The organism is Mesorhizobium sp. M6A.T.Cr.TU.017.01.1.1, from assembly GCF_004023115.1.
GTDB lineage: Bacteria > Pseudomonadota > Alphaproteobacteria > Rhizobiales > Rhizobiaceae > Mesorhizobium > Mesorhizobium mediterraneum.
Map to the genome: position 1 here is coordinate 1 of NZ_RZTA01000157.1, position 11,786 is coordinate 11,786.

The 11,786-nt window shown below is 63.2% G+C and carries 12 protein-coding genes and 1 riboswitch; of the genes, 4 read left to right on the forward strand and 8 right to left on the reverse strand.

Features of this window, described 5'->3' with window-relative positions; all coding sequences use genetic code 11:
* The 8 genes from nuoG to EOB36_RS30875 all read right to left on the reverse strand — a co-directional run.
* The coding region (nuoG, locus tag EOB36_RS30840; RefSeq protein ID WP_128286356.1) for an NADH-quinone oxidoreductase subunit NuoG at positions 1–1,982 on the reverse strand (1,982 nt) is incomplete at its 3' end.
* A 74-nt stretch (positions 1,983–2,056) separates the two neighbouring features.
* A complete protein-coding gene (locus EOB36_RS30845) occupies positions 2,057–2,758 on the reverse strand; it encodes an NADH-ubiquinone dehydrogenase (protein WP_128286357.1) in 702 nt (233 codons plus the stop codon).
* Between the two features lie 130 nt (positions 2,759–2,888).
* Positions 2,889–4,193 (reverse strand): NADH-quinone oxidoreductase subunit NuoF, encoded by a 1,305-nt coding sequence (gene nuoF / locus EOB36_RS30850; RefSeq protein WP_128286358.1) that lies wholly within the window; start codon positions 4,191–4,193, stop codon positions 2,889–2,891.
* A 10-nt stretch (positions 4,194–4,203) separates the two neighbouring features.
* Positions 4,204–5,502: an NADH-quinone oxidoreductase subunit E gene (locus tag EOB36_RS30855; RefSeq protein ID WP_095483437.1), complete on the reverse strand. Its 1,299-nt coding sequence runs from the start codon at positions 5,500–5,502 to the stop codon at positions 4,204–4,206.
* A complete protein-coding gene (locus EOB36_RS30860; protein ID WP_095483436.1) occupies positions 5,503–6,693 on the reverse strand; it encodes an NADH-quinone oxidoreductase subunit D in 1,191 nt (396 codons plus the stop codon). It lies immediately after the preceding gene.
* The gene (locus tag EOB36_RS30865; protein ID WP_128286359.1) at positions 6,694–7,296 is read right to left on the reverse strand and encodes an NADH-quinone oxidoreductase subunit C; all 603 of its coding nucleotides are present in this window, start codon (positions 7,294–7,296) and stop codon (positions 6,694–6,696) included. It abuts the gene before it with no gap.
* 8 nt (positions 7,297–7,304) lie between these two features.
* Positions 7,305–7,886: an NADH-quinone oxidoreductase subunit B gene (locus EOB36_RS30870; protein WP_095483435.1), complete on the reverse strand. Its 582-nt coding sequence runs from the start codon at positions 7,884–7,886 to the stop codon at positions 7,305–7,307.
* Positions 7,877–8,242: an NADH-quinone oxidoreductase subunit A gene (locus EOB36_RS30875; protein ID WP_095483434.1), complete on the reverse strand. Its 366-nt coding sequence runs from the start codon at positions 8,240–8,242 to the stop codon at positions 7,877–7,879. The genes EOB36_RS30870 and EOB36_RS30875 overlap by 10 nt, the downstream gene beginning before the upstream one ends.
* A 335-nt stretch (positions 8,243–8,577) precedes the next feature.
* Between EOB36_RS30875 and EOB36_RS30880 the strand changes: the two genes are divergently transcribed.
* The 4 genes from EOB36_RS30880 to EOB36_RS30895 form a co-directional block, all read left to right on the forward strand.
* A complete protein-coding gene (locus EOB36_RS30880) occupies positions 8,578–9,777 on the forward strand; it encodes a winged helix-turn-helix domain-containing protein (protein WP_126106058.1) in 1,200 nt (399 codons plus the stop codon).
* 29 nt (positions 9,778–9,806) lie between these two features.
* Positions 9,807–10,011, forward strand: a riboswitch (cobalamin riboswitch).
* Positions 10,012–10,049: 38 nt separating this feature from the next.
* Positions 10,050–10,484: a DUF1636 family protein gene (locus EOB36_RS30885; protein WP_126106057.1), complete on the forward strand. Its 435-nt coding sequence runs from the start codon at positions 10,050–10,052 to the stop codon at positions 10,482–10,484.
* A complete protein-coding gene (cobW, locus tag EOB36_RS30890; protein ID WP_128286360.1) occupies positions 10,481–11,518 on the forward strand; it encodes a cobalamin biosynthesis protein CobW in 1,038 nt (345 codons plus the stop codon). Before EOB36_RS30885 ends, cobW begins: the two co-directional genes overlap by 4 nt.
* Positions 11,519–11,536: 18 nt before the next feature.
* A partial coding sequence (locus tag EOB36_RS30895; RefSeq protein WP_164897665.1) for a hypothetical protein occupies positions 11,537–11,786 on the forward strand: 250 nt, incomplete at its 3' end.

Here is an 11,786-nt window from a genome sequence, read left to right on the forward strand (position 1 = left end):
ACCGGCGAGGTGAAGGTACCCTTGTTCAGCCGCCCGCCGAGCTTCGCCACCCCGGCGATATCATCGGCGTTGCCGGCCGCGACTTGGTCGATGCGGGCCAGATGCGGGTATTCAGAATAGAGTTTTGCGCGAAGCTGCGGCAGCGAATCGAACGGCAGCTTCTTGCCCAGCACATCCGACAGCGCCCGCAGGATCGCCCAGTCCTCGCGCGCATCGCCTGGCGCGAAGCCGGCACGGTTGGTCTGCTGCACGCGGCCCTCGGTGTTGACGTAGGTGCCCGACTTTTCGGTATAGGCGGCGCCCGGCAGGATGACGTCGGCGCGGTGCGCGCCCTGGTCGCCATGCGTTCCGATATAGACGACGAAGGCGCCGCCGGTCTTGGCCATGTCGATCTCGTCGGCGCCGAGCAGGAACAGCACGTCCGTGTCGCCCAGCATGCCAGCAACGTTCTTGCCGCCCTCGCCCGGCACGAAACCGACATCGAGACCGCCGACCCGGCCCGCCGCAGTGTGCAGCACCGCAAAGCCGTTCCAGTCGGCTCTCGAGGCATTGACGGCGATGGCAAGCTTGGCCGCCTGGCCGAGCACGGCCGCGCCATCCGAGCGCGCCAGCGCGCCTTGGCCGACTATGATCAGCGGGTGCGTCGCTTTCTTCAGCACCTGGAAGAACTTGCCATTGCCGTCGGCCAGATCCTTCAGCGATTCCGGCCCGGCGCCGAGCTGCTCGTAGTCGTAGCGCGTGTCGCCGACATCGCCGATGACGCCGACCGGCAGGTTGCCAACCCGCCAGCGCTTGCGGATGCGGGCGTTGAGCAAGGACGCCTCGAAGCGCGGATTGGCGCCGATGATCAGCACCGCGTCGGCCTGCTCGATGCCCTCGATGGTCGGGTTGAAGATATAGCTTGCCCGGCCGAGCGACGGATCGAGCGCCGCGCCATCCTGGCGGCAGTCGGTGTTCTTCGAGCCGAGCGAGGCCATCAGCAGCTTCAGCGCATAGATCTCCTCGACGGCGGCGAGATCGCCTGCAACGGCGCCGATCTTGTCAGGCGTTGCGTTCGACACCGCTTCCTTGATCGCGGAGAAAGCCTCGGTCCAGCTTGCCGGGGTCAGCTTGCCGTCCTTGCGTACGTATGGCCGGTCGAGGCGCTGCGTGCGCAAGCCGTCCCAGATGAAACGGGTCTTGTCGGAAATCCACTCCTCGTTCACCGCCTCGTTGGTGCGCGGCAGGATGCGCATCACCTCGCGGCCTCTGGAATCGACGCGGATCGCCGAGCCGACGGCATCCATCACATCGATGGATTCGGTCTTGGTCAGCTCCCATGGCCGCGCCTGGAAGGCGTAGGGTTTGGAGGTCAGCGCACCGACCGGGCAAAGGTCGATGACGTTGCCCTGCAGTTCCGAGGTCATCGCGCTTTCGAGATAGGTGGTGATCTCGGCGTCCTCGCCGCGGCCGATCAGGCCGAGCTCGGAAATGCCGGCTATCTCCGTGGTGAAGCGGACGCAGCGCGTGCAATGGATGCAGCGGTTCATGATCGTCTTGACCAGCGGCCCGATATATTTGTCTTCGACCGCCCGCTTGTTCTCGTGATAGCGCGAGGAATCGACGCCGAACGCCATCGCCTGGTCTTGCAGGTCGCACTCGCCGCCCTGGTCGCAGATCGGGCAATCCAGCGGATGGTTGATCAGCAGGAATTCCATCACGCCTTCCCTGGCCTTCTTGACCATCGGCGTGTTGGTGAAGATTTCCGGCGTTTCGCCATTCGGGCCGGGGCGCAGGTCGCGCACGCCCATGGCACAGGATGCCTGCGGCTTGGGCGGCCCGCCCTTCACCTCGATCAGGCACATGCGGCAATTGCCGGCGATCGACAGCCGCTCATGGAAGCAGAAGCGCGGCACTTCCGCGCCGGCGTCCTCGGCCGCCTGCAGCAGCGTGTAGTGGTCGGGTACAGTAATCTCTTTCCCGTCGACCTTGAGCTTTGCCATGTCGTCTCAAACCCCTGCGGACGTTCCGCAATCTTTCTTTCCGGGCGCAGCCGAAACCGCGCGCGGTATTGAATTCAATGTTTGGCCTCGGCCAGCGCCGCCGCTTGGCCAAGCCAGTCGTCGCGATCGATGCGGCCGTTGAACGACAGATAATCGTCGACCCAGGCGATCTCTTCCGGCGTCCATGCCGCGATCTGGCCATATGTCCAGATGCCCAAGCCGTTCAGCACCTTCTCCAGCTTCGGCCCGATGCCCGATATCGCCTTGAGATTGGCCGGATTTGCCGGACGATCCATGGCCTTGGGCTGCTTGAAATCCTCCGGCATCAACCCGGTTGGCGCGGCACCCGCAACGGTGCTCGCATCCGCCACGTTCGGCGCATCGCCTGTGGCAGTTGCCGCTATATCGGTTACGTCCCTGGCGAAGGACTGCGCCTCGGCGATCAAGGTTTTCGTCGCCGCGCGCGCCTTGGTCGAGGAGTTCGTCCCTGTCTCTGAAAAGCGTTCGACCCTGGCCTCGAAATCGTCGACGATCGGTTGGAAGAGGCGCTGCGAGGCCTCGGCAGCACCCGAGAGCGCGCCCATCCACACCCCAAAGGCATGATTGGCAAGGCCGAAGCCGAGCGCCGACATCGCTGCCGCACCCGCGACAGGGTGCGCCAGGAGATTGACGGCGCTCGCCATCTCCTTCGGCATCATCCTGGTCAGGTCCTGGTTCATCTTCTCGAACGGGTCCAAATCTGGCATCAAATGATCGGGTCTCGAATGCAGCGACATTGGTGATCTCCTAGTCGTTTCTTCCGGTTGCCCCGAGCCTGTTTCCTCAAATCGGGCATTCGCCCGCATTCCAAATCGGGCGCTCACCCGTATTTCAAATCGGGCACTTGCCCGTATTTCGAATTCATTTCTATTCCGCCGCCACCATCACCTGCTCTGCCCGATGCGCATTGCGCGAAAACTCGTCGATACGCCGCTCCACCTCGCCACGGAAATGCCGCATCAGGCCCTGGATCGGCCACGCCGCCGCATCGCCCAGCGCGCAGATCGTATGGCCCTCGACCTGCTTGGTCACGTCGAGCAGCATGTCGATCTCACGCTTCTGCGCCTCGCCGCGCACCAGCCGCTCCATCACCCGCCACATCCAGCCGGTGCCTTCGCGGCACGGCGTGCACTGGCCGCAGCTCTCGTGCTTGTAGAAGTAGGAAAGCCGCGCGATCGCCTTCACGATATCGGTCGATTTGTCCATGACGATGACAGCCGCCGTGCCAAGGCCCGATTTCAGGTCGCGCAGCGCATCGAAATCCATCGGCGCGTCGATGATCTGCTCCGCCGGCACCAGCGGCACCGAAGCGCCGCCCGGAATGACCGCCAGCAGATTGTCCCAGCCGCCGCGAATGCCGCCGCAATGCGTCTCGATCAGCTCGCGGAACGGGATCGACATCGCCTCTTCGACGGTGCACGGATTGTTGACGTGGCCGGAGATGCAGAACAGCTTTGTGCCGACATTGTTGGGCCGCCCGAAGGACGAGAACCAGGCCGCACCGCGGCGCAGGATGGTCGGCGCCACCGCGATGGACTCGACATTGTTGACCGTCGTCGGGCAGCCATAGAGGCCGACATTGGCCGGGAATGGCGGCTTCAGCCGCGGCTGGCCCTTCTTGCCTTCGAGGCTTTCGAGCAGCGCCGTTTCCTCGCCGCAGATATAGGCGCCGGCGCCATGGTGCATGTAGATGTCGAAGTCGTAGCCGGACGTGTTGTTCTTGCCGATCAGCTTGGCCTCATAGGCCTCGTCGATGGCGCGCTGCAGCGCCTCGCGCTCGCGGATGAACTCGCCGCGCACATAGATGTAGGCGGCGATCGCGCCCATGGCGAAGCCGGCAATCAGGCAGCCCTCGACCAGCGTGTGCGGGTCATGGCGCAATATATCGCGGTCCTTGCAGGTGCCGGGCTCGGATTCGTCGGCGTTGACGACAAGATAGCTCGGCCGGCCGTCGCTCTGCTTGGGCATGAACGACCATTTCAGCCCGGTCGGGAAGCCGGCGCCGCCGCGACCGCGCAAGCCTGATGCCTTCATCTCGTTGACGATCCAGTCGCGCCCCTTGGCGATGATGCCTGGCGTGTTGTCCCAGGCGCCGCGCGCCATTGCGCCGGCCAGCGACTTGTCGAAGCGGCCGTAGATGTTGTTGAAGATGCGGTCTCTGTCCTGAAGCATTGTTCGTTCCTCAGACCGGCTTCTTGCCGAAGACGCGGATATATTCGGCGACCCCGCCCTTGGCGAGCGCCTTGGCCTGCTTGACCCAGTCTTCGCGCTGAATGCGGCCGTGGAAGCTGAGATAGCCGTCGACCCATTCGCGCTCGGCCTTCTTCCAGGATGCGACTTGCGCATAAGTGAAGATGCCAAGCGAATGCAGGATGCCCTCGATCTTCGGGCCGACCCCCGAGATCAGCTTGAGGTCGTCGACCAGTGCCGGCTTTGCGATGCCGGCCGGACGGTTCTTGTCCTCGAGCGAAGGCTTGGCACGCTTGGCGGCTGCGCCGAGCTGTGCGCCCTTAGCGTCGGGCGCCTTGAAAGCGGCCGCTGGCTCAGCCTTGATTATGGGACCGCTACGCTGTTTCGAAACCTTTTCGACCTCCGGCGCGGCCTTGTTGGCGTTGGCCGCCGAATGCCGCGGTGCGGCGACGCTCGCCGCCTTTTCCGTCTCTGGTGCGACCTTTGTCGGCGAAGGCGATCTCAGCGCCGGGCTGGTTTCAGGCGCATCGGTCTTCGGCTTGCTGGCTTTCGATGGCGCAACGGGGGCAGCCAGTGCCTGCGCGACCGGAGCCGGCACCGCGGCGGCAGTCGACGCTGCACCTTGCGCGGCCTTGGCCGCCGCCTTGGCTTCCCTGTCGCGTGTCGTCTTCAGGATTGCCTTTTCGTTCTTCAGCGTCGTCAGACCGCTGATCGGCTCTGAGGTGATGCGGCCGTTCTGCGGCCCCGGCGTCACTGAGGCGCCCTTGCCGGCATCGTAGAGATCGATGATCTCGGCAAGCCGCTCCGGCGTCAGGTCCTCGAACGTGTCCTTGAAAATCATCACCATCGGCGCGTTGACGCAGGCGCCGAGGCATTCGACCTCTTCCCACGACAGCGTGCCCTTGTCGTTGGTGTGGAACTGATCGTGATGGATCTTCGAGCGGCACACATCCATCAGCGCTTCCGAGCCGCGCAGCATGCAGGGCGTGGTGCCGCAGACCTGGATATGCGCGCGGGTGCCGACCGGATTGAGCTGATACTGCGTGTAGAAAGTCGCGACTTCGAGCCCACGGATATAGGGCATATCGAGCATATCGGAGATCGTCTCGATCGCCGCCTTGGTCACCCAGCCTTCCTGCTCCTGCGCCAGCATCAGCAAGGGGATGATCGCCGACTGCTCGCGGCCCTTCGGATACTTCTTGATCCATTGCTTCGCCGCTGCCGCATTCGCCCGGTTGAAGGCAAAGGAGGCTGGCTGGAGGCTGGCTTCTGCGAGACGGCGGACTGACATTTATCGATCGACCTCACCAAACACGATGTCGAGGGAGCCGAGGACGGCGGTGACGTCGGCCAGCATGTGGCCACGGCACAAAAAGTCCATGGCTTGCAGATGCGCGAAGCCGGGCGCGCGCAGCTTGCAGCGATAGGGCTTGTTGGTGCCGTCCGAGACGAGATAGACGCCGAACTCGCCCTTCGGCGCTTCGACCGCCGCATAGACCTCGCCCGCCGGCACCCGGTAGCCTTCGGTGTAGAGCTTGAAGTGATGGATCAGCGCTTCCATCGAGCGCTTCATCGCCGCACGCTTCGGCGGCACCACCTTGCCGTCGAGGTTCGACACCGGCCCTGTGCCTTCCTTGCCGAGCAGCAAGTCGACGCACTGGCGCATGATTTTCGCCGACTGGCGCATCTCTTCCATGCGCACGAGGTAACGATCGTAGCAGTCGCCGTTCTTGCCGATCGGAATGTCAAAATCCATCTCGGCATAGCATTCATAGGGCTGCGACTTGCGCAGATCCCAGGCGACGCCGGATCCGCGCACCATGACGCCGGAAAAGCCCCAGGCCCAGGCATCGGCCAGCGAAACGGTGCCGATGTCGACATTGCGCTGCTTGAAGATGCGGTTGCCGGTCAGCAGTGCGTCGAGATCGTCGAGCGATTTCAGGAACGGATCGATCCACTTGCCGATATCTTCGACCAGCTTCTGCGGCAGGTCCTGGTGGACGCCGCCGGGCCGGAAATAGGCCGCATGCATGCGCGAGCCGCTGGCCCGCTCATAGAACACCATCAGCTTTTCGCGCTCGACGAAGCCCCACAGGGGCGGCGTCAGCGCACCGACATCCATCGCCTGCGTCGTCACATTGAGAATGTGCGACATGATGCGGCCGATCTCGCAATAGAGCACGCGGATCAGCTGGCCGCGCTTCGGCACCTCGATGCCAAGCAGACGCTCGGCGGCAAGCGCGAAGGCATGCTCCTGGTTCATCGGCGCGCAATAGTCGAGCCGGTCGAGATAAGGCACGGCCTGCAGGTAGGTTTTGGCTTCGATCAGCTTTTCAGTGCCGCGATGCAACAACCCGATATGCGGATCGACGCGATCGACGACTTCGCCATCGAGCTCCAGCACGAGGCGCAAAACGCCATGCGCCGCAGGATGTTGCGGGCCGAAATTGATGTTGAAGTTGCGAACGGAGGTTTCAGCCATTTACTGCTTTGCCTTCTCATCTCCCGGAAGCACGTAATCCGTACCTTCCCATGGAGACAGAAAATCGAAATTACGGAATTCCTGCTTGAGCTCGACTGGCTCGTAGATGACCCGCTTGGCTTCGTCGTCATAACGCACCTCGACGAAGCCGGTCAGCGGGAAATCCTTGCGCAGCGGATGACCCTCGAAGCCGTAGTCGGTCAGAATCCGCCTGAGATCGGGATGGCCCGAAAACAGCACGCCATAGAGATCGTAGGTTTCGCGCTCGAACCAGTCGGCGCCGGGATAAACGCCGGTGATCGACGGCACCACAGTTTCCTCGTCGGCCTGGACCTTGATGCGGATGCGAATATTCTGCTTCGGCGACAGCAGGTGGTAGACGACGTCGAAGCGCTTAGCCCGCGACGGATAATCTGCGCCACACACGTCGATGATCGAGATGAACTGACAGTTTTTATCGTCGCGCAGGAAGGTTACCACCTCGATCAGATCGTGCGGCTCGACAGAGATGGTGAGTTCGCCATAGGCAAACACCGCATCGCCGATCCGGCCGCTCAGCTTCTCTCCGAGATAGTTCGAGAGTTCATTTAACGACAGGCTCATCATCCCGCTCACCGTTCGATCGTGCCGGTGCGGCGGATCTTCTTTTGCAGCAGAAGGATGCCGTAGAGCAGCGCTTCCGCGCTCGGCGGACAGCCGGGCACGTAGATGTCGACCGGCACGACGCGGTCGCAGCCGCGCACCACCGAATAGGAATAGTGGTAATAGCCGCCGCCATTGGCGCAGGAGCCCATCGAGATGACGTAGCGCGGCTCCGGCATCTGGTCGTAGACCTTGCGCAGCGCCGGCGCCATCTTGTTGGTCAGCGTGCCGGCGACGATCATGATGTCGGACTGGCGCGGAGACGCGCGAGGAGCAACACCGAACCTCTCCGAGTCATAGCGCGGCATCGAGGTGTGGATCATCTCGACCGCGCAGCAGGCAAGACCGAAAGTCATGAACATCAGCGAGCCGCTGCGCGCCCAGGTGATCAGCGCCTCGGTCGAGGTGACGAGAAAACCCTTGTCGGCCAGCTCGTTGTTGATCTCGAGGAAGAAAGGATCACTCGCCCCCACCGGCTTTCCGGTGCTGGGGTCGAGAATGCCTTTTGGCTTCGGCGCGACGAGCGTGCCGGAATTGTCGCTCAATCCCATTCCAGCGCTCCTTTCTTCCATTCATAGGCAAAGCCGATGGTCAGCACCGCCAAAAACACCATCATCGACCAGAAACCGAGCATGCCGATCTGGCTGAAAGACACGGCCCACGGAAACAGGAAGGCCACTTCCAGATCGAAGATGATGAACAGGATCGACACCAGATAGAAGCGGATGTCGAACTTCATGCGGGCGTCGTCGAACGAGTTGAAACCGCATTCGTAGGCGGAAAGCTTTTCCGGATCGGGGTTGCGGTAGGCCACCAGGAAGGGTGCGGCAAGCAGCGCCACGCCGACGACCAGCGCCACGCCGATGAACAGGACGATGGGCAGGTACGAACTCAACAACGCGTTCATGCTGCGGCTTTCCGTTGGCGGCCAATCCACTCTGATTACAGCACCGGACCCACTTGCGGAAGCGTGACAGTTTAGCCACTGAACCGTTTTAGGGGGCTCTATGCTGCAACGCGGCGAGGGTTAGCGCAGGCCTTTCGGCGAAGCAAGTCAAACCTTGTTCAAAACACGGTGCTGGACGGCATATCCGGATAAACTGGTCCGATCTGCTCCTGTTTGATTTCCTTCACTTTTTACTCCACTTTTCTCTCCTGACATAGATGCCGCCAAAACCCTGCTAGCATGGCGCGGAATCATCGCCCCAACCTTTGGTCGAACGCCAACAGAGTGCCGTCTGCATGAAGGAAAAAATCTCGATCGCCATGGCCCGGCGCATCGCGCTTGCCGCACAGGGCTTTACCGATGTCAGGCCGAACGGCACGCCCAATCGCCGCCATCTGGCCCGCGTCCTTGCCCGCACCGGCCTGCTGCAGATCGATTCCGTCAGCGCAGTGGTGCGTGCCCACTATATGCCGCTCTATTCGCGGCTTGGCCCCTACCCGCTTGCGCTGCTCGACAACGCCGCCGTGACGCGCAAGCGCACGGTCTTCGAATACTGGGCGCATGAAGCCTCTTTTCTACCGGTCGAAACCTATCCGCTGATGCGCTGGCGCATGGAACGGGCCGAGCGCGGCGAGGAAATGTATAATGGGCTGGCCAAGTGGGGGCGCGAACGCACCACTTACATTGAAGACATTTATCGCGAGGTTGTATCGCGCGGCCCGCTCGCCGCGTCGGCTCTCGAAGGCCAAAAGGGAAACGGCGGTTGGTGGGGCTGGAGCGACGCCAAGCACGCTTTTGAATGGCTGTTCTGGGCCGGCCGCATCACCACGGCATCACGTCGTGGCTTCGAGCGGCTTTATGATCTGCCGGAACGGGTGCTGCCGCCGGCAATACTCAGCTTGCCGGTGCCCTCCCCTGAGGATGCGCATCGCGAATTGCTGCGCATTTCCGCCCGCGCCCACGGCGTCGCGACAGCGGGAGACCTGCGCGACTATTTTCGTCTCTCTCCCGCCGACATCAAGGGCCGCATCGAGGAACTGGTCGAGGCAGGTGATCTTTTGCCGGTTCGCGTCGAAGGTTGGGACAAGCCTGCCTATCTGCACAAGGACGCCCGTTTTCCGCGCCGGATCGAGGCGCGCGCCCTGCTCGCGCCGTTCGATCCTGTCGTCTTCGAGCGCTCCCGAACGGAAAGACTGTTCGACTTCCGCTATCGCATCGAGATCTATACCCCTGCCGAAAAGCGCCAGTACGGTTACTATGTGCTGCCGTTCCTGCTCGGCGAAAGGATCGTGGCGCGCATCGACCTCAAGGCCGACCGTCCCGCCGGCGTGCTGCGCGTCCATGCCGCCTATGCCGAGCCCGGCGCCCCGCCGCAAACCGCTGCTAAGCTTTTCGAGGAATTGAAGCTGATGCAGGGCTGGCTCGGCCTGGAACGCATCGAGGTGACGCCGGCCGGCGATCTGGGGCCCGTGCTCGCCAACATTGCCGCCTCGTAGACGTGCGTTGACACGACTGCCTCCACAAGCCTAAATCCGGTCCAGACGGTCTCCTCTCGGCAAAGGGAGGAGCCAAGAGGGAATGCGGTGCGAAATTCCGATTTCAAATCCGCGGCTGTCCCCGCAACTGTAAGCGACGAGCCAAGGCCGAAAACCACTGGGACGGTCCCGGGAAGGCGGCACCAAGGCGATGACCCGCGAGCCAGGAGACCTGCCGTCTAAGACAGAAGAATCCGATTCGCCTGGCGGGTTTTCCGGGCAAGGAGCCTGATTTGAAACGCGACAGCAGTTTTTCGGCTGAGACAGCGGACGTATTGTCCCGCGATAGTGATGCCTTGGCCGGCGTTACCGTGATCGTCTGCGCCTCCTGCCGTGACGAGACCGGCTCCGATGGCCATCCCCGCGCCGGCGAACTGCTTGCCGATGACGCGCGCCGCGCCGCTTCCGGCGAAAATATCCGTATCCGCACCGTCGAATGCCTCGGCAACTGCAAGCGCCGGCTGAGCGCCGCGATCCTGCGCGACGGCTGCTGGAGCTATGTCTTCGGCGACCTGACCGCGACAAGCGGCGCCGATCTCGTCGCTGGCGCAAAGCTCTTCGCCACCTCGACCGACGGCCTCATTCCATGGCGCGGCCGCCCCGATTGCCTGAAGCGCGGCCTCGTCGCCCGCGTCCCTCCCCTCGACCTTTTGAAGGACCAGATATGACCGCTTCCGTCTCCCGCGTGCCCTGCACCGTCGTCACCGGCTTCCTCGGCGCCGGCAAGACGACGCTGATCCGCCATCTGCTCGAAAACGCCGGGGGCAAGCGGCTGGCCATCATAGTCAACGAGTTCGGCGACATCGGCATCGACGGCGAGATCCTGAGAGGCTGCGGCATCGACACCTGCCCCGAGGAAAACATCGTCGAGCTGGCCAATGGCTGCATCTGCTGCACCGTCGCCGATGATTTCGTCCCGGCGCTCGATCAGATCCTGTCGCTGACGCCGAGGGTCGACCATATCCTGATCGAAACCTCCGGCCTCGCTCTGCCCAAGCCGCTGGTCCAGGCCTTCCAGTGGCCGACGGTCAAGAGCCGGGTGACGGTCGACGGCGTCATCGCCGTCGTCGACGGACCGGCGCTGGCTGATGGCCGCGTTGCCAACGACATGGACGCCCTGCAGGCGCAGCGCGCGCAGGACGAGACGCTCGACCACGACGATCCGGTCGAGGAGGTGTTCGAGGACCAGCTGGCTTGCGCCGACCTGATCATATTGTCGAAGAGCGACCTAATGGACGCCGCCGGCTCAGCCCGCGCCAATGCCATCATCGGCGAGCACACCGCGCGCGCCGTCAAGATCGTGCCGACCTCGCAGGGCAAGGTCGATCCGTCTGTGCTGCTCGGCCTCGGCCTTGCCGTCGAGGACGACATCGAGAACCGCAAGACCCATCACGACGACGAGCTCGACCACGAGCACGACGATTTTGACTCGTTCGTCATCGATATTCCGTCGATCGCCAATCCCGATGAGCTGGCTTTGCGCGTCGCCACCGCGGCGGAGGAAGAAAACGTTTTGCGCGTCAAGGGTTTCGTCGAGGTCGGCGGCAAGCCGATGCGGCTGTTGCTGCAGGCCGTCGGTCCGCGCGTCAATCACTATTACGACCGCGCCTGGACCGCCGACGACGACCGCCGCTCGCGCCTCGTCGTCATCGGCCTGAAAGGGCTGAACCGCCCGGCAATCGAGCGTATCCTCGCCGGCTGACCTCAGGCACGAGCCGCGATGCACATCCTCACCACAACATCCGCCTCGCTCGACTATCTCGCCGAGCCTGTCGATCTCAGGCAGACGCCTGCGGATATCGTGGCGCTGTCCTTCACCGACAGCGATCTGGCCGGCTTGGCGGCGGCGTGGAAGGCGGACGCGGATCGCCTGCCGTCGATGCGGCTGGCGGCTCTACGCGATCTGCGCCATCCGATGTCCGTCGATCTCTGGATCGACAGCGTCGCCCGCCACGCGAAGGTTATTTTGG